21 protein-coding genes are annotated in these 16,711 nt (G+C 61.9%); 16 read left to right on the top strand and 5 right to left on the bottom strand.

The genetic code is table 11. The features are described 5' to 3' along the window. Nucleotides 1–27: 27 nt before the first annotated feature. The 4 genes from ACSQ3G_RS22215 to ACSQ3G_RS22200 are packed head-to-tail and all read left to right on the top strand — an operon-like array spanning nucleotide 28 to nucleotide 2,059. Nucleotides 28–456 (top strand): putative toxin-antitoxin system toxin component, PIN family, encoded by a 429-nt coding sequence (locus ACSQ3G_RS22215; protein ID WP_105438711.1) that lies wholly within the window; start codon nucleotides 28–30, stop codon nucleotides 454–456. Beyond that, entirely contained in the window at nucleotides 453–683 is a 231-nt protein-coding gene (locus ACSQ3G_RS22210) for a ribbon-helix-helix protein, CopG family (RefSeq protein ID WP_436111562.1), read from the top strand. The genes ACSQ3G_RS22215 and ACSQ3G_RS22210 overlap by 4 nt, the downstream gene beginning before the upstream one ends. A gap of 6 nt (nucleotides 684–689) precedes the next feature. Continuing rightward, the gene (gene ybaK, locus ACSQ3G_RS22205) at nucleotides 690–1,163 is read left to right on the top strand and encodes a Cys-tRNA(Pro) deacylase (protein WP_436111561.1); all 474 of its coding nucleotides are present in this window, start codon (nucleotides 690–692) and stop codon (nucleotides 1,161–1,163) included. 8 nt (nucleotides 1,164–1,171) lie between these two features. Beyond that, on the top strand, nucleotides 1,172–2,059 hold the full coding sequence (locus ACSQ3G_RS22200) for an MBL fold metallo-hydrolase (RefSeq protein WP_436111560.1): 888 nt from the start codon (nucleotides 1,172–1,174) through the stop codon (nucleotides 2,057–2,059). Between the two features lie 18 nt (nucleotides 2,060–2,077). Here ACSQ3G_RS22200 and ACSQ3G_RS22195 read toward each other — a convergent pair whose 3' ends face one another. Beyond that, nucleotides 2,078–2,887 (bottom strand): Ivy family c-type lysozyme inhibitor, encoded by an 810-nt coding sequence (locus ACSQ3G_RS22195; RefSeq protein ID WP_436111559.1) that lies wholly within the window; start codon nucleotides 2,885–2,887, stop codon nucleotides 2,078–2,080. A 79-nt stretch (nucleotides 2,888–2,966) separates the two neighbouring features. On the opposite strand from ACSQ3G_RS22195, the gene ACSQ3G_RS22190 reads away from it, so the two are divergent. The 3 genes from ACSQ3G_RS22190 (at nucleotide 2,967) to ACSQ3G_RS22180 (ending at nucleotide 5,622) form a co-directional block, all read left to right on the top strand. Beyond that, nucleotides 2,967–4,220: an aminopeptidase gene (locus ACSQ3G_RS22190; protein ID WP_436111558.1), complete on the top strand. Its 1,254-nt coding sequence runs from the start codon at nucleotides 2,967–2,969 to the stop codon at nucleotides 4,218–4,220. A gap of 62 nt (nucleotides 4,221–4,282) precedes the next feature. Further along, on the top strand, nucleotides 4,283–4,570 hold the full coding sequence (locus ACSQ3G_RS22185) for an addiction module antidote protein (RefSeq protein WP_105402410.1): 288 nt from the start codon (nucleotides 4,283–4,285) through the stop codon (nucleotides 4,568–4,570). A gap of 110 nt (nucleotides 4,571–4,680) precedes the next feature. Next, nucleotides 4,681–5,622 carry a cyclase family protein gene (locus ACSQ3G_RS22180; RefSeq protein WP_436111557.1) on the top strand — a complete coding sequence of 314 codons (942 nt, stop codon included), beginning with the start codon at nucleotides 4,681–4,683 and terminating at the stop codon, nucleotides 5,620–5,622. Here ACSQ3G_RS22180 and ACSQ3G_RS22175 read toward each other — a convergent pair whose 3' ends face one another. Next, complete coding sequence (locus ACSQ3G_RS22175) at nucleotides 5,623–6,216, bottom strand: NAD(P)H-dependent oxidoreductase (RefSeq protein WP_436111556.1); 594 nt, start codon at nucleotides 6,214–6,216, stop codon at nucleotides 5,623–5,625. Further along, entirely contained in the window at nucleotides 6,216–7,823 is a 1,608-nt protein-coding gene (gene xseA, locus ACSQ3G_RS22170; RefSeq protein WP_436111555.1) for an exodeoxyribonuclease VII large subunit, read from the bottom strand. The genes ACSQ3G_RS22175 and xseA overlap by 1 nt, the downstream gene beginning before the upstream one ends. A 302-nt stretch (nucleotides 7,824–8,125) precedes the next feature. Here xseA and ACSQ3G_RS22165 point away from each other — a divergent pair, with 302 nt between their 5' ends. From ACSQ3G_RS22165 to ACSQ3G_RS22155, 3 genes are all read left to right on the top strand, one after another. Next, on the top strand, nucleotides 8,126–8,389 hold the full coding sequence (locus ACSQ3G_RS22165) for a spike base protein, RCAP_Rcc01079 family (RefSeq protein WP_046603024.1): 264 nt from the start codon (nucleotides 8,126–8,128) through the stop codon (nucleotides 8,387–8,389). Between the two features lie 18 nt (nucleotides 8,390–8,407). Further along, nucleotides 8,408–8,680 (top strand): hypothetical protein, encoded by a 273-nt coding sequence (locus tag ACSQ3G_RS22160; RefSeq protein WP_436111554.1) that lies wholly within the window; start codon nucleotides 8,408–8,410, stop codon nucleotides 8,678–8,680. Nucleotides 8,681–8,820: 140 nt separating this feature from the next. Beyond that, complete coding sequence (locus ACSQ3G_RS22155) at nucleotides 8,821–9,051, top strand: hypothetical protein (RefSeq protein ID WP_436111553.1); 231 nt, start codon at nucleotides 8,821–8,823, stop codon at nucleotides 9,049–9,051. Between the two features lie 19 nt (nucleotides 9,052–9,070). Here the strand turns inward: ACSQ3G_RS22155 and ACSQ3G_RS22150 are convergent, their stop codons facing one another. Beyond that, nucleotides 9,071–10,912, bottom strand: a complete 1,842-nt coding sequence (locus ACSQ3G_RS22150; protein WP_436111552.1) for a hypothetical protein — start codon at nucleotides 10,910–10,912, stop codon at nucleotides 9,071–9,073. Between the two features lie 137 nt (nucleotides 10,913–11,049). On the opposite strand from ACSQ3G_RS22150, the gene ACSQ3G_RS22145 reads away from it, so the two are divergent. The 4 genes from ACSQ3G_RS22145 to ACSQ3G_RS22130 are packed head-to-tail and all read left to right on the top strand — an operon-like array spanning nucleotide 11,050 to nucleotide 13,497. Further along, a complete protein-coding gene (locus ACSQ3G_RS22145; RefSeq protein ID WP_436111551.1) occupies nucleotides 11,050–12,057 on the top strand; it encodes a glycosyltransferase in 1,008 nt (335 codons plus the stop codon). Beyond that, on the top strand, nucleotides 12,054–12,752 hold the full coding sequence (locus ACSQ3G_RS22140) for a class I SAM-dependent methyltransferase (RefSeq protein WP_436111550.1): 699 nt from the start codon (nucleotides 12,054–12,056) through the stop codon (nucleotides 12,750–12,752). The genes ACSQ3G_RS22145 and ACSQ3G_RS22140 overlap by 4 nt, the downstream gene beginning before the upstream one ends. A 9-nt stretch (nucleotides 12,753–12,761) precedes the next feature. Continuing rightward, nucleotides 12,762–13,124, top strand: a complete 363-nt coding sequence (locus ACSQ3G_RS22135) for an EamA family transporter (RefSeq protein WP_105424632.1) — start codon at nucleotides 12,762–12,764, stop codon at nucleotides 13,122–13,124. A gap of 7 nt (nucleotides 13,125–13,131) precedes the next feature. Continuing rightward, nucleotides 13,132–13,497: a hypothetical protein gene (locus ACSQ3G_RS22130; RefSeq protein WP_105424633.1), complete on the top strand. Its 366-nt coding sequence runs from the start codon at nucleotides 13,132–13,134 to the stop codon at nucleotides 13,495–13,497. On the opposite strand, the gene ACSQ3G_RS22125 is transcribed toward ACSQ3G_RS22130, so the two are convergent. Next, on the bottom strand, nucleotides 13,494–14,480 hold the full coding sequence (locus ACSQ3G_RS22125) for a Gfo/Idh/MocA family protein (protein ID WP_436111549.1): 987 nt from the start codon (nucleotides 14,478–14,480) through the stop codon (nucleotides 13,494–13,496). The two genes, ACSQ3G_RS22130 and ACSQ3G_RS22125, sit on opposite strands and share 4 nt — an antisense overlap. Nucleotides 14,481–14,672: 192 nt before the next feature. On the opposite strand from ACSQ3G_RS22125, the gene ACSQ3G_RS22120 reads away from it, so the two are divergent. Both ACSQ3G_RS22120 and ACSQ3G_RS22115 read left to right on the top strand, forming a co-directional pair. After that, nucleotides 14,673–15,623 carry an aldo/keto reductase gene (locus ACSQ3G_RS22120; RefSeq protein ID WP_436111548.1) on the top strand — a complete coding sequence of 317 codons (951 nt, stop codon included), beginning with the start codon at nucleotides 14,673–14,675 and terminating at the stop codon, nucleotides 15,621–15,623. A gap of 61 nt (nucleotides 15,624–15,684) precedes the next feature. Then, a complete protein-coding gene (locus tag ACSQ3G_RS22115) occupies nucleotides 15,685–16,680 on the top strand; it encodes an aldo/keto reductase (protein ID WP_436111547.1) in 996 nt (331 codons plus the stop codon). Nucleotides 16,681–16,711: the final 31 nt, after the last annotated feature.

Below are 16,711 nucleotides of genomic sequence, written 5' to 3'. Positions count from 1 at the left end.
AGATGATAGCATATATGCTATCATTCCATGAAGGTCGTCATCGACACGAACATATTCGTATCTGCCATCATGAATGCGGAGGGCAGCCCCCGTCAGGTCGTCAGGCTTTGCTTGCTTGAACAGATTACTCCGTTGATGGCGAATGCGCTTTTTTCCGAATATGAAGATGTCTGTCATCGCGACCACCTTTTCGGCCGTGCACCACTTTCCGCTGAGGAGAGAACCGAACTGTTGGATGCCTTTTTGTCATGCTGCCAATGGGTGCCTATCTATTTTCTCTGGCGGCCCAACCTTCGTGATGAGGCGGACAACCATGTCATGGAACTGGCGGTCGGCGGCGGTGCGGAGGTCATCATAACAGCGAACAAGCGGGACTTCGCCCAGGCAGAGCTCGCGTTTCCGAAACTGAAGATCTTCACCGCTGGTGAGTTCCTGGCTTGGAGAAAGAAAACATGAGCACTTTGACTATCCGGCTTCCTTCCGATCAGCATGAACGCCTCAAAGCACTGGCCGCAGCACGGGGGACCAGCATCAATAAGCTTTTCGAGGAATTCTCCTCGAGGGCGCTTGCTGAATTCGATATTGAGACCCGTTTTCGCCTGCGTGCTGCGAAAGGGGACAAGAAACGCGGACTCGCCCTTCTGGACAAGCTCGACCGTGCCCATTCGCAGCCCGATCGGTAACCAGCCATGTCCAAGACAACCCGCGCTACGCAGATGCTCGAAAAGGCAGGCGTCGCCTTTGCCACCGTCACCTATGAATACGATCCGAATGCGGACCGGATCGGGATGCAGGCGGCGGAGGCGATCGGCGAGGAGCCACGTCGTGTCTTGAAGACGCTGATGGCGGAGGTGGACGGCAAGGCGGTCTGCGTCGTGGTGCCGTCGGACCACGAGGTTTCGATGAAGAAGCTCGCGGCCGCATTCGGTGGCAAATCTGCGACCATGATGAAGCCCGCCGATGCGGAACGGGCAACCGGCTATCATGTCGGCGGCATCAGCCCCTTCGGTCAAAAGAAGCTCGTGCCGACCGCGATCGAGATCACCGCGCTCGACGAGCCGCATGTCTTCATCAATGGCGGCCAGCGTGGATTGCAGGTGCGGCTGGATCCGAAGGCGGCCTGCGATGCACTGAAGGCGGTCGCTGCGCCGCTGGTGGCGTGAATGCGATCATGAGTGAAATGACCTCGACCCTTCGAATTCTCGAGCCCTATCCGGGGATCTTTGCCTATTACGATGGGCGGGTGCCTGGCAAACGGCTGCATGCGAAAACCGCGAACTGGCTGGACGACGGCGCCTACTCGCTCGGCGTCGCCTCCTATGCGATCGTCGATCAAGGCGAGGCGCTGGTCTATGACACGCATATCTCGCTCGACCACGCCGAGGCGATCCGCACCCATCTCGAGGGGCTCGGCGTCACGAAGATCCGCGTCGTGCTCAGTCACTGGCACAAGGATCACATTGCCGGGAACGCGATCTTTCCCGATTGCGAAATCATCGCGCTGACGCTGACGGCCGAAAAACTCAAAGAGAACCGCGAGAAGATCGAAAGCGCCAATCCACCGATCTCGCCGCTTGTCATGCCGAGCACCCTGTTCGATGGCCGGCTGGACCTGACGGTCGGCACCCGCCGGATCGAACTGCACCATTTCGCCATCCACAGCGCCGACGGCAACGTGATCTGGATGCCGGACGAACGGCTTCTGCTTGCCGGCGACACCCTCGAAGACACCGTCACCTATATTTCGGAAGCCGCCGAGATCGGCACGCATATCGCCGAACTCGCCCGCATGGCCTCCTGGCCGATCACAAAAATCCTGCCGGCCCATGGCGATGCGGAGCGGATTGCGTCGGGCGGTTATGAGCCGGATCTGATCGATGCCAACCGCGCCTATCTGCGCCACATGGCAGGCGCAATCGCCGCAGGTCAGGATATCGATCCCCACTTGAAATCCTTCGTCGAGGAGGAAATCGCCTCGGGCGCCGTGCTCTATTTCGCGCCCTACGAGGAGGTTCATGCCAGCAACATCGCCGCAGTCAGAGCCGCGCTGTCGCGTTGAAAAGGCATCGCCCCGCTGTCACGGCCACTTTGCCGACCACTCCTTGAGAGCGGCGAGCGCCGGGGCCGGCCATCTGCGCACCGCTGGACGCAGGATGATCTTCTTCCCCTCGGGCTTCCAGGCGAGATAGAGCTTTCTGGCGGAAATATCCGCCGCGATCAATGCCTCGGCCTCGGTGCACATATGCGGCATGCAGGCCTCGCCGATATAAAAACCGTTCTTGTAGGCGCCGCTGCCCGGCCCGGTGATGGAATTCTCGAACTCCTGCTTATGCTCGCCGAGCATTGCATCTGCCGCCTCGGCAATCGGCCCGATGCCGAGGAGGTCGGACGGGTGCTCCGCCTTTTTCATGTCATCCCACCCCATCGTCGCGCTCGGCTGGAAGGCGACCTTGCCGGCCTCGGCGAAACCTTTTTCGGGCGTCCAGGTCCAGCGCAGGCTCGGCTGGCCGGCAACCGCCTGCGTCGCAAGCAGAAGGTGATCGTCCTCTATGGTGATCGAGGCGGCGGCGCGGCAATCGTCTATCGGTTCATCGACACGCGGCTCCTCATCCTGCGGGAACGAGACGACCAGGGGCGAACCCGGGCAGGCGTTGCCGCCGTCCGAACTCACCACCACGACGAACGGTACACCCGCGACCAGACCGACATTGTCGATCAGCAGGAACCGGTTGGAATGGACCTGCCGGTCGTCGATCGTCAGTTTCTCCTCATCGTCATCGGATGCGATGGCCACCTGATGCTCGAACATGGTCGCCGCAAAGTCGGCCGAGAGACCGGGAAAAGCCGAAGCGCCGAAGAGGACGGCACACAGCAAGGCGGTTTTCATGAACATGGATTCCTCAGCTTCAATTTTGCCCCAAACCTCTTTAAGTCTCTTCGATCACAGAAATCAGGTGAGGTCTAACATGACAATCGTGCCGAATTTTCAAACAGTCGTCGATCCTCAAAAGCTCGAAAAGCTGGCGGAAGTCGCCATCAAGGTGGGCTTGCGCCTCGAGAAGGGCCAGGATCTGGTGATCACGGCACCGCTCGCCGCCCTGCCGCTCGTGCGGCTCCTCACCAAACACGCGTATATCGCCGGCGCCGGCATCGTCTCGACCTTCTATTCCGACGAAGAAACGACACTCGCGCGCTACGAATACGCCTCCGATGCAAGCTTCGACAAGGCGTCCAACTGGCTCTACGACGGCATGGCCAAGGCTTATGCCAACGGCGCCGCGCGACTTGCCATCTCCGGCGACAACCCGATGATGCTCTCCGGCCAGGACCCCGCCAAAGTGGCGCGCGCCAACAAGGCCAATTCCATGGCCTACAAGCCAGCGCTCGAAAAGATCGCCAATTTCGACATCAACTGGAACATCGTTTCCTATCCCAACCCCTCCTGGGCGCGCCAGGTATTCCCGGACGTCCCGGAAGACGTCGCGGTCGGCAAGCTGGCGGACGCGATCTTCGCCGCCTCGCGCGTGGATCTCGTCGATCCGATCGCGGCCTGGGCCGAACACAACGGCAATCTCAAGAAGCGCTCCACATGGCTCAATGGCGAGCGCTTTTCCGCACTCCACTTTACTGGCCCTGGCACCGACCTGACGGTCGGGCTTGCCGACGGCCACGAATGGCATGGCGGCGCCTCGACAGCCAAGAACGGCATTACCTGCAACCCGAACATCCCGACCGAAGAGGTCTTCACCACGCCGCATGCGCTGAAGGTCGAAGGCCATGTTTCCAGCACCAAGCCGCTCTCCCACCAAGGCACGCTGATCGACAATATCCAGGTGAAGTTCGAAGGCGGCCGGATCGTCGAGGCGAAGGCTTCGAAGGGCGAGGAAGTGCTGAACAAGGTGCTCGACACCGACGAAGGCGCCCGCCGGCTGGGCGAAGTGGCGCTGGTGCCGCATTCCTCGCCGATCTCCAAAAGCGGCATCCTGTTCTACAACACCCTGTTCGACGAAAACGCCTCCTGCCACATCGCGCTCGGCCAGTGCTACTCGAAGTGCTTCCTCGATGGTGCGTCGCTCAGCCAGGAACAGGTCAATGCCCAGGGCGGCAATTCGAGCCTGATCCACATCGACTGGATGATCGGCTCCGACAAGGTCGACATCGATGGCCTGCGCGCCGACGGCTCGAAGGTGCCGGTAATGCGCAAGGGCGAGTGGGCCTGATAAGCTCATGATCCGTTGACCACATGTAGTTTTTAAACTACATGTGGTCCGTGGAGTGAGTGATGGCTGAAAAACTGACCGCTTATGATCCAGCCGAAGACTTGGGTTCCGATCAGGCGATTGCGGCATTTATGGCCGAAGCTTTCGAAACGGAGGACGCGGCCTACATTGCGCATGCCCTGGGGGTGGTCGCCCGAGCCAAGGGGATGATGCAGATTGCCAAGGACACCGGCCTTTCCCGAGAGCAGCTCTACCGTTCCTTCAGCGCCACCGGCAACCCGACGCTCAAGACGACGATTGCGGTGATGAAATCGTTGGGGATCGAGTTGACCGCCAAGGTCCATTCCTGATTTCCCGGCAGAGTTGACTTTCCCTCTTTTACGGCAGGAAACTGATCGCGCCGGCACGTTCGATGTGTCGGCTCACGCTGATCAGGACAATCCGAAAAGAGGGAAACAGCATGCCCATTTCTCTTATGCGTCTGGCTGCACCGCTCGGGGCGGCACTTCTCGCCATTGCGCCCGCCACCAGCGTCTCCGCCCAGGAGCCCGGTCTATGGAAGGTCTATAACGAGACGCTGAAGGGCGCCAGATATGTGGACCTCACCCACACGATCACGCCGAATATCCCGGTATGGGCGGGCTTCGGCAAATCGGCCTTCGGTCAGGCCACGGCCGGGGTCGATCTGGAAGGTTATGCCAAGAAGGGCGACACCTTCACCTATGAGAAGCATGGTTTCGCGGCATCCACCTACAATCTCGCCACCGACCAGCTCGGTACGCAGCTCGATCCGCCGGCCCATTGGGCGCCGGAATATGCGGCGATCGACGAACTTCCCGCCACCTATGCCGTGCGGCCGCTCGTCGTCATCAATATCGAGGACAAAGTGAAGACCGATGCCGGCTATCACCTGCAGGTCTCCGACATCGCCGATTTCGAAAAGAAGAACGGCAGGATCCCGGAAGGCTCCGTCGTGTTCGTCCGCTCCGGCTGGTACAAGAAATGGCCGGATCCCTCGCTTTCCACGACGAAGCCGTTTCCCGGCGTCAGCCTCGATGCATTGAAATTCCTGCATCTGGAGCGAAAGATCCTGTTTCACGGCCACGAGCCGCTCGATACCGATACGACACCGAATCTCGAAGGCGAATACTGGCTGATGCACAACGGGTTCGCGCAGGCGGAAGGCGTGGCGAACCTCGACAAGGTGCCGGAAACGGGTGCGCTGGTGGCAATCGGCTATCCGAAATTTGGCGGCGGTGTCGGCGGATATGCCCGCTATATCGCAATATGCCCGCCGGACTGGCAATTCGGCGTGACGATCGGTTCGGTGCCGGAGGCGCCACTTCAGAAATTCGACAAGCCGCTGCATTTCGACGAGAAGGCCGGCATGCGGGTGCGCTGACTATCGCAAGGACTGGAGCGCGGCCTTGACGCGCTCCAGATGCCGCCCGCGCTTTTCTGCCGTGGCGCGGTCCATGTCGTGCAGCGCCAGCATGCGGAACTCGGCTTTTCTGTTGCAGAAGACAGCGATGCCGCGCTTGAGCTGGCGGCGCACGGGATCGCCCATGTAGAACTTCACCACCCACCAAGGCGAACCCGTGGTCGTGAAGACCCAGAAATGGCGGATGTTGGTGAGCAGCGGGACGATCCTTCCGCCGGCCTTGTCGTGACGGAAGGCGATGCCCGGCGCAAAGACCCGGTCGAAGAAACCCTTCAGCACCGCCGGCAGGTTGAACCACCATTGCGGGAAGACCAATATCAGCGCCTCGGCCTTCTGCAGCCGCGCCACCAGGTCCGCCACCTCAGACGTGTCGTAGGGCACATCGAAATAACCGCGCCGTTCGCGTTCCGTCAGCCGCGGATCGAAGCTCTCCGCATAAAGATCGAGCAGATCGACCGTGTGGCCGTTCGCCTCCAGGGTCTCGCGCGCCAGACGGGCAACCGAATGCGCAAAACTTTCCGGCAGGGGATGGGCAAGCACCAGGAGAACATGCATCAGAAGAGCGTGCCCTGTTTCGGCGCGTCTCCGCCCGGCTCCGATTTCGACGGCCGCTTTTTGGGCTGAGACGGCACGGCGGACGGAACCGCAGGATCGCCACCCTCGCCCGTCACCGCCGTAATCCGCCCATCGGCGAATTCCACCGAGATACCCTGCCCCTCGCCGATGCCGGCGGCCCGCGTCAGTGGCCGATCGTCCTCACCCCGCACTACGGCAAAGCCGCGCTTCAGCACGTTCTTGTAGGAGAGCGATTGCAGAACACGATCCTGTGCGGTGATTGCCGCGCGGCTGCGTATCAGCGTGTGCGAGATCGCCGTATCCGCATGACGGACCATCGACGTGAGGTGTTGGCGCTCGCGCTGCAGATGACCCAGCAGCCTTGCGGGAAGCGCCGAAAGCGAAGCGCCGGCCTTGGCGACGCGGTTGTTCTCCTTCAGCAATTGCCGCTCCAGGCAACGGTCGCTGCGCGTCAGCCGGTCGGCCAGCAATTGCCGCTGCTGGACAAGACGGTTGGTCAAAAGTTCAAGACGCAGTCCCGACGATGCCCGCTCGAAACTGCGGCGCTTGACCACCGTCGTGCGCTCCAGCCCGCGGCCGAGACCAGCCGCCGCCTCGTCGAAACGACGGCGCGGCAAAGCCAGCAACTGGTCGATGGACGGCAGCGCGCGGACCAGCGCCCGCACCGATTGGCGGCGCAGGTCCATCTGCCGGCTGGCGGCACCCCGCAGGCGGGCCGTCAGATTGGCGAGCTGCGCTTCCATGTCCGCCTTGACCGGCACCGCCATTTCGGCGGCACCTGTCGGCGTCGGCGCACGGACGTCGGCGGCGTGGTCGATCAGCGTCCAATCGGTCTCGTGGCCGACGGCCGATATCAGCGGGATTTGGCTGTCCGCCGCAGCGCGCACGACCGCCTCGTCGTTGAAACTCCAGAGGTCTTCGAGACTGCCGCCGCCGCGCGCGACGATCAGCACGTCCGGCCGCCTGATCGGTCCGCCAGGCACGATCGCGTTGAAACCGCGGATCGCGGCCGCCACCTCGTCGCCAGACCCTTCGCCCTGCACCTTGACCGGCCAGACGATGACATGCACCGGAAAACGGTCGGCGATGCGGTGCAGGATATCACGGATGACAGCACCGGTCGGCGAGGTCACCACGCCGATGACCCGCGGCAGGAAGGGCAACTGCCGCTTGCGCGCCTGGTCGAACAGGCCCTCCGCGCCAAGCCTGCGCCGACGTTCTTCGAGCAGCGCCATCAGCGCGCCGGCACCCGCCGGCTCCAGGTTCTCGATGACGATCTGGTATTTCGAGGAGCCCGGGAAGGTGGTGATCTTGCCCGTCGCAATCACTTCCATCCCTTCTTCGGGGCGGAACTTGATCCGTGGGAAGGTGCCCTTCCAGATCACGGCGTCGATCCGGGCGCGATCGTCCTTCAGCGAAAAATAAGCGTGGCCCGACGAATGCTGGCCGCGATAACCGGAGATCTCGCCGCGCACCCGCACATGGTCGAACGCGTTCTCTACCGTGCGCTTGATCGAGCCGGACAGTTCCGACACCGAAAACTCGGTGAGGTTCGTGGGCGAATCGTTGTCGAGCAAACTGGTCATCCTTTTCTTCTAAAGGAAGAGCGCGGCGATTTCACCATTCCCGGACGGCAGAAACGGGGATGATGCGGCCGGCAAACGGCCGCTTCGAAAGGCCCGCCCGACAACGCGTTGGCGCCTGGCCGTTCGTTCCTTTGCAGCCAAGCATTTGACGCTGCACCTTTTCTTTTGCCGGGTACACCACATTTCCTTTTCTGTGAGAAACAGAAAAACTCCGGTACAGCGCTTTTTAAAGCCTCGCATTTTCCCCGCTGGAGAGAGGAGAGCGACAATGAAGGCGAACGATATTCAAGGAGATTTCGTCCATGCCAGACCGTTTCGCCAATACTCAAGCCTCGCTCTCCGGCCCCGCCGCCTCCGGATTTGCGATCACGCCCAGCGACAGCGCCGACCTGCCGGAGACAACGCGCGCGCTCTATGTGGGGACCGGCGGCCATCTGTCCGTCCGCATGCTGTCCGGCGAGACACTGACGCTCTCGAATGTACCGGCTGGCGGCCTGCTTCCGCTGCGGGTGACCCGCGTGTTTGCGACCGGCACGACGGCGGTGGCGATCGCCGGCCTCGTTTGAGAAAAGCGGTGGGCGGCAATGCGGTGTGAAATCCTGCTGCTCCGCTTCGAGGACAGGCCGCAGGCAATGTCCGTGCTCGGCGAGATCGGCATCGCGTTCGATCCCGTCTCGGGTGACGGCATCATCCGCAAGCCGACCGGAGAAACGGCCGAATTCGAGGGCGAGGTCGTCGCGCTCACCTGTCCGGTCTCCGGTTACCACGTCCGGCTTGTCTGCCGAGGAAAACTGCCAAGCTCATTGACGCCATATCTTGTGGACCGCGGCGCTTCAGGCAAAGACCAGAGCCACTGAACATGGCTTGGCTGCAACGAATCAGATCGTATCGAAATCGTCGTCGGGTGCATTGACCCCGCCACGCATTGGGGCGAAAGCATTTATTAGCAGATTGCTAATACGTTCGTTTCCCTTGAGGCCGATGAGGAGATATCCGAGTGCTTTTCCTGACCGCTGCATCGATTGGCGTTTGCGTCGGCACGATGCGGTCCGCGTTCTCGATTGCTTTTATCGCTGTTATGATCACCGCGACATTTGCGCTCGCGACCGCCATATCACCCGGCCCCACGTCCTATTTCAATCTGCTGATTGCCATCCTCGGCTACAATGCCGGCCTGATCGGGTTCCTCACCGGCCTTTTCGCCCTGAATACCCGCCGCACGGCGTGAGCGCATTTCATCCCCGCAATCAATTCTTGTCCGGCAGCACCCTGTAGAGACGGAAACCGCTTTTGCTTGGTTGTCCCAAGGGCTGCAGATAATCGGGCACCTGACCACGGGCGAGGTTGGCATAGAGCCCGTCCGGCTTGCGCCTGACCAGGCCATCCGTCTGCGGATCGGTCTTGCAGAAGGCGAGCGCCGTCACCCCGGCCCCTCTCATGAAGGCCTTCGCCTCGCCCGGCTGGGCAAGACCGATATAAAGTTCGGTCAGCATGCCCTTTTGGTTGCGATGGTAGGGTGCGGTCAGGACCCTGTGAGGGGTCCAGCGCAGGATATCCGCTCCGCTGTTCGAGGGCGCGGCTATGACGCCCGCAGGCAATGTGTTCAACACGGCCATATCCACCGCATCACCGCATTCGCCGCTTTCGCCATCGAACATGCCGGCACTCGAAAGCGCCCGCATGTCGGCCGCCTGTTTCCAGCCATGCACCGCAAGGACGCCGCCCAGGGCCCAGACAACCGGCACGGACATCAGCACCGCGCTGATATAGGCAAAGGCGGCACCGGGATTTTTCGGATCGGCCGCGGAGGTGCGCCGCAGATCGGTGATCAGCAACGACAACGGCAGGATGGCCAACATGTTGGAAAAGAAAGCGCCGCGCACCTGCAGCAGCGCGATCCCCCATGACGCCCCGATCAGCGCCAGAAGCACGAGATGGAGTTCCGTCTTCTCCCGTCTCACGCTGCGGACAAGACAGACCACGATCGCAAAAAGCCCGACCGCGTAGAATCCGCCGACCATTTCCGGCTCGGTCCTGGCCTCGGCCAGAAACGAACGCGCCTCCGTCACGCCGTTCAACCAAAGCTCGACCAATAGCGGGTCGAGCGTGCTCAACGGATCGGAGAGGCATTGCGGCGCGATGATGTGAGTGGTCAGAAGAAGGAGACCGGCGGTGCCACCGGCCAGGGCGATGCGGACGATGCGACCTGGCTGTCTCGGCAGGCTCGCGAGGAGAAACAGCGCCGCTCCTCCGAGAGCGGAAAGGGCATAGAAGCCAAGTGAGAAGTTGTCGCAGGTGACGATCGCATAGGCGCGCGGCGGGATCGTCAGGAAGAAGGCCGCCGAGACGGACAGCGCAAGCGACAGGCCGAAAAAACGGGCCGGTTGGGAAAATGCCTGGCCGTGCCAGACCCACTGAAGCGCGACGCAGACACAGACGACGGCAACAAAAGGCGTCGTTTCGGCACCGATCGCCAGTGCCAGCGCACAGGCGACGGCAGCGACGATATAGCTCGATGCCCGCCTCTGCGGATCGACCAGCATGGCGGCGATCCACATGACGAGCATGAGCTGGACATTGTGATGGTCGATGGAACCGGGCTTGAAGCGGACGCAGCCGAGGGCGAAGAGCGCACCGAGACCCAGTGCGACATGCATGGCCGCGACGCCCGCCAGCCGGCGGACAGCCAAGCCGAGCGGCAGAAGCATAAGCGGTACCAGAAGAAGAGGCCAGATCGTGACAACGACGGCTTCGGCCTTATCCGGGGTGAGGAAGAGCGAAAACAGCCGGATCAGCAGCGCCATCGGCAGGTCGATCAACCGCGACCAGTGCATCAGCGTGCCGCCCTCGAGACCGAGCCGGTACTGGGTCAGATCGAACCAGTTCTGGCCGCCGAGAAAATCCCTGACCTCGACGAGCCGCATGACGTCGTCATTGTCGGCCCCGACGTAATCCTTGGCGTCCGAGAGAAAAAACGCGAGGGCTATCGCGGCGGTGACGACCGCATAAAGAGCCACCGCAGGCAGGAGCCGCGACAATAGCGGCACAGCAGGCTGGCCTGCCGCCCTCGATAAGGATCTGTCTGCCATGTTTTCCGTCATCTTGGTGCGGACTTTTCGCCTGTTTCCAGGGTCGAGGAAACCTAGCCTTAACCTTCCCAAGAAATAGTAAAGTCCGCGGCACGGGAAACTCCCGCGTTCGGTTTTCAGTGTATCGAGTGAACAACATGACCGACGCCCTGACCGGCCATTTCGACATCGCAATCCTGCTGCCCTGTTATAACGAAGCCATGACCATCGCCGGCGTGGTGCGCGGTTTCCGCGAGGCGCTTCCGGGCGCCCGGATCTTTGTCTACGACAACAATTCCACGGACGGCACGGCGCTTCAGGCCATGCTTGCCGGCGCCCTGGTGATGCGCGAGCGGCGGCAGGGCAAGGGCCACGTGGTGCGCCGGATGTTCGCCGATATCGATGCGGATATCTACATCATGGCCGACGGAGACGGCACCTATGCGCCGCAGGATGCGGAAGAACTGGTCCGCACGCTTTTGACCGAGCGCGCCGACATGGTGGTCGGCACCCGCCGCGGGGTGCACGCGGATGCCGGGCGGCAGGGTCATGCGGCCGGCAACCGGCTGTTCAACTTCCTCTACCGGACGATGTTCGCGCCTGACTTCACCGATATCTTCTCCGGTTATCGCGCCTTCTCGCGCCGGTTCGTGAAAAGCTTTCCGGCGGTCTCGGGCGGGTTCGAGATCGAGACCGAAATGTCGGTGCATGCCTCGCTGCTCAAGCTGCCGGTCTGCGAAATCGAACTCGATTACGGAAGGCGCCCGGAAGGGTCGCATTCCAAGCTCTCGACCTTCAAGGACGGCGCCAAGATCCTCTGGATGTTCGCCATGCTGATGAAGGAGACACGGCCCTTCGCGTTCTTCGGCCTGATCAGCGGCGCCTTCATGACGGCGTGCCTGATCTTCATGGCGCCGGTGCTGGTCGCCTATTTCCAGACTGGCCTGGTGGAGCGCATGCCCACCTGGATCTTCTCACTGGTGCTGATGCTAGTGTCGCTATTGATCTTCACCGCCGGGCTGATCCTCGATTCCGTCTCGCGCGCCCGGGCCGAGCAATTGCGCATCCATTATATGAGCCTGCCGGCCAGTGCCCATGCCGCCGATCCTGCGTCAATCGCGGCCCAGCCCGCCAAGCCCGAGCGGCGCAGGACCAAAGCGGCATGAACAGAGAAACCACCAACCGCATCCGCTTCGTCATCGAGGACCTGCTGCCGCCGATCCTCAGGGACTCGCCGCTTTTTCTCTGGCTCGCCAAGCGCGTCTGGGGCGACCATATCAGCCATCTCGCCAGTTTTCGCGAACGGGCGCCGTTCCTGAGCGCCGAAGAATATGCGGAACTCTACCGCAACCATCCGCGCGTCCATGAGGGCACGGACAATTCGGCGGCCTGTATCCGGCGCATCAATTCGATGATCACTGGCACCAGCGTCTGCGACGTCGGCTGTGGCACCGGTGCCCTGCTCACCCATATCCGCGCCGCCCATCCCGAACTCACGCGCCTCGTCGGCGTGGATTTCGTCGTGGAGGATGCGGCCGCCATCGAGGGTGTCGAATATGTCGCCGCCAAGATCGAGGACCTGCCGTTTGCCGACGGCGAATTCGACACCGTGGTCTGCACCCATGTCATCGAGCATGTGCTGGAATATCAAAAAGCGATCGCGGAACTCAGGCGGATCGCCAAAAAGCGGCTGATCATCGTCGTGCCGCGCGAACGGGAATCCCGCTACACGTTCAATCCGCATTTCAACTTCTTCGCCTATACCCACTCTTTCCTGCGCGCCGCCCATCCGGTGCCGGAGGTCCATGCCTGCGAAGATATCGGCCGGGACATCTTCTACAGCGAAGACCGGCCGGACTGAGGACGCTTCATGTTCGTTTCGCTTTCCCCCATCACCTGGCTCGGGCTTCTCGGAACGCCGCTGCTGATTGCCATGGGGCAGGTTCTCTTCAAGATGACCAGCTCCACCGCCGGCGACTTTTCGTTGCGCGGGCTCGCGGCGCTCGCCGCCAACCCGGTGCTGATCGCGGCATTGGCGCTTTACGGTTTCGGCACGATCGTCTGGATCTATGTGCTGAAATCCGTGCCGCTGACGCTCGCCTATTCGTTCATGGGGCTGACGTTCTGCTTCGTGCCGCTGCTGGCGCAGTTTTTCTTCGGCGAACCGCTGACGTTTCGATATGCGCTTGGGACCGTGCTGATCTTTGCCGGTCTGCTGGCCATCAACGGCTGACCGCACGATGACCAGCCGCGCCCGGTTTGCCATTCTCCTCGCGCTGCTGATCATCGTCGATGCGCTGCTATTGCAGGTCCTCACGACGGAGACCGAGGCTGTCACCCTTGTCGACCGCCTGCTCTCGTTGAGCGCCGGCTTGGTCGCCGCACTGACCTTGCACAGGGTACTCCCCGCGGCTTCGGATCACAGGCGCCAGCCAGGCTTCTGGCCGCTCGTCACGATCGGCCTTGTCCTTAACTACGGGATTTTTGCAGCACTGGCATCGCGCGCACCGCATGTGCAGCCGCTCGTGCATCTCGGTTTTTGCTGGGCCGGCACACTGCTGTTCGGCGGATTCGGCCTATACCGCATCCGCCGCTGGCGGAACTAGACCGCTTCCCAGCCGTCGTGTCCGCCGGCGCGATAGATGGCGCCGATGAACCTCTGGTTCTTCAGCGAATTCTCGAGCGTCACGATTTCGACCGGATCGCCCTTGGCGGCCTTTGCGAAGGCCTCCGCCTGGCGCTTGTATTGCCGGCTGTCCGGGAAACGGAAGATCTGCGACACCGCGTGGTTCTGATTGGTGAGTTCGATTTCCTCCGCACCCCAGCGGCCGGCATTGAACGGCGACTTGACCTCGATGTAACCCTCGGTACCGTGGAAGACCATCAGCTGCCGGGCCGCCATCTGGGTGGCGATGTAGAAGGTCATTTCAAACGAACCGAAATCCGCCTTGACGCTGGAATAGATATCCGTGCCGAAGCCCGGATCGCGTTCCACCCGCGCCTGCACCCGCTGCGGTTCCTGGCCGGTGACGAAACGTGTCGTGATCGTCGGATAGACGCCGATATCCGGCAGCGCTCCGCCGCCGAGTTCCGGGATGTTGCGCATGTTGGATGGGTCGCGGTTGAAATAGCTGAACGAGCCCTGCACGTGCTTCAGCTCGCCGATCGCCTTTTGGCTGAGGAGCTCGCGCACCTTCAGCCAGACCGGCGCGTAAGTGACCATGAACGCTTCGCAGATCAGCTTGCCGGTGCGGTCGCGCACCTTGATCAGGTCCTCGATCTCGCTCGCCTTGATGGCGATCGGCTTTTCGGAGAGGACGTGCTTTCCGGCCTCGGCGGCCTTGATCGACCACTCGACATGCTGGCTGGACGGGAGCGGAATATAGACCGCGTCGATGACGTCGGAGGCCAGCATCTCGTCGTAGGAACCGAACGCGTGGGGAGCGCCGAAACGGTCGGCGAGCGCCCGCGCCTTTGCGAAATCGCGGCTGGCAAAGGCGGTGACGACGCAGTTCTCCGCATCCTGGATCGCCGGCACCACCTGTTCGTGGCCGATCCTGGCAGTCGACAAGATTCCGAAACGCAGCATGTTGAGCCTCCCTATGGTATTGTTGCCGCACCTTATTGGCCTGCCGACACCCACGCAACGGCAGGCCGGATGCGGCGCTTGAAAAAGTGATCGTCCGCCCAAAATAGGGACTGGTCGGCGGCGGAACATCGGCTAATCTCAGGCTCCTTTCCCAGGCTCATCCACTCACTTAAAAAATTTTGGAGGAATATCATGGAGCTGCGCGCACTCGGCCGGACCGGCCTTTCCATTGCGCCCGTCGTTCTCGGCGGCAACGTATTCGGCTGGACCGCCGACGAGAGGACGTCGTTCGATATCCTTGATCGGTTCTTCGACGCCGGCTTCAACACGATCGATACGGCCGACAGCTACAATCGCTGGGTGCCCGGCCATGTCGGCGGCGAGTCCGAGGCGATCATCGGCAAATGGCTGAAGAGCGGCGGCATCGCCCGCGACAAGGCCGTCATCGTCACCAAGGTCGGCTCCGACATGGGCCAGGGCAAGAAGGACCTGTCGGCCAAGTGGATCCTCGAAGAGGTCGAAAGTTCGCTGCGACGCCTGCAGACCGACCATATCGACCTCTATCTCGCCCACTGGCCGGACGAGACCGTGCCTTACGAGGAAACGCTCGGCGCCTTTGCCAAGCTGAAGGAACAGGGCAAGATCCGGGCGATCGGCTGCTCCAATCTCGACGCCAAGATGATGCAGGATAGCTTCGACGCTGCCAGGAAAGCCGGCCTGCCGCGCTATGACGTGCTGCAGCCGCAATACAATCTCTATGACCGCGACACGTTCGAGGGTCCGCTTGCCGACCTTTGCGTCAGCCAAGAGATCGGCGTCATCAACTATTACGGCCTCGCTTCCGGCTTCCTGACCGGCAAATACCGCGACAAGGCCGATACCGAAGGCAAGGCACGCGGCGGCAGGGCGCTCGGTTATCTCAACGACAAGGGTCTGCGCATCCTCGCAGCCCTCGACGAGATCTCGGTCGAAACCAATGCCGAGCCCGCCTCGATCGCGCTCGCCTGGCTGATCCAGACCCGCGGCGTCACCGCGCCGATCGCCAGCGCCACCAGCGTCGGCCAGCTCGACGCGATCATCGCCGCCGGTAACCTGACACTCTCGGCCGACCAGATGAAGCTGCTCAACGAAGCCGGCGCCTGATCAATTCGGCGGGCGCCGCGAGACGCCCGTCAGTTTTCTGCGATTACAAAAGGAGGCTCTCATGAAAATGAGGAAGCTCGGAAAAGAACTGACCGTTTCCGCCGTCGGCCTCGGCTGCATGGGCATGAGCCACGGCTACGGCGGCCAGGACGAACAGGAAGCGATCAGGACGCTGCACCGCGCCGTCGATCTCGGCGTCAATTTCTTCGATACGGCGGAAGTCTACGGTCCCTTCAAGAACGAGGAACTGCTCGGCAAAGGCCTGAAGACGTTCCGCGACAAGGTCGTCATCGCCACCAAATTCGGCTTCAGGATCGACCCAAATGCCTCCGACGCCCGGGCCATGTCCGGTCTCGACAGCCGGCCGGAACATGTGCGCGAGGTGGCTGAGGCCTCGCTGAAGCGCCTCGGGGTCGAGGTGATCGACCTTTTCTACCAGCACCGCGTCGACCCGAACGTGCCAATCGAGGATACGGTGGGCGCGATGGCCGAACTGGTGAAGGAAGGCAAGGTACGTGCGCTCGGCCTTTCCGAAGCGGGTGCCGCCGCCATCCGCCGCGCCCACGCGGTCCATCCGATCACGGCCCTACAGAGCGAATATTCGCTCTGGACCCGGGAGCCGGAAGGCGAAATCCTCGACACTTGCCGCGAACTCGATATCGGTTTCGTGCCGTTCAGCCCGCTCGGCCGCGGTTTCCTCACCGGCAAGATCCAGAAGCCGGAGGATTTCGGTCCGGACGACTTCCGTAACACGCTGCCGCGCTTCAGCGCCGAGAACATGGCCGCCAATACCGCCTTGGTGAAGATGCTGGAGGACATGGCAGTCCAGAAGGGCGTCACCGCCGCGCAGTTGGCGCTGGCCTGGGTTCTCGCACAGGGGGATTTCATCGTGCCCATTCCTGGTGCCAGAAAAATCCCGCATCTGGAACAGAATGTTGCCGCCACGGAAATTTCGCTCTCGGCGGACGAGCTGAAGACGCTCGGTGATCTGCTGGCGCCGGAAAAATTCTCCGGGACCCGTTATGCGGCACAGGCCATGGCCTGGACCAATCGCTAAATTTGCACTTGCTAACGCAATCTCGGACTTC

It is taken from the genome of Neorhizobium tomejilense, from assembly GCF_964254135.1.
GTDB classification, from domain to species: domain Bacteria; phylum Pseudomonadota; class Alphaproteobacteria; order Rhizobiales; family Rhizobiaceae; genus Neorhizobium; species Neorhizobium tomejilense.
This window is presented reverse-complemented; position numbering and strand designations above follow the sequence as displayed.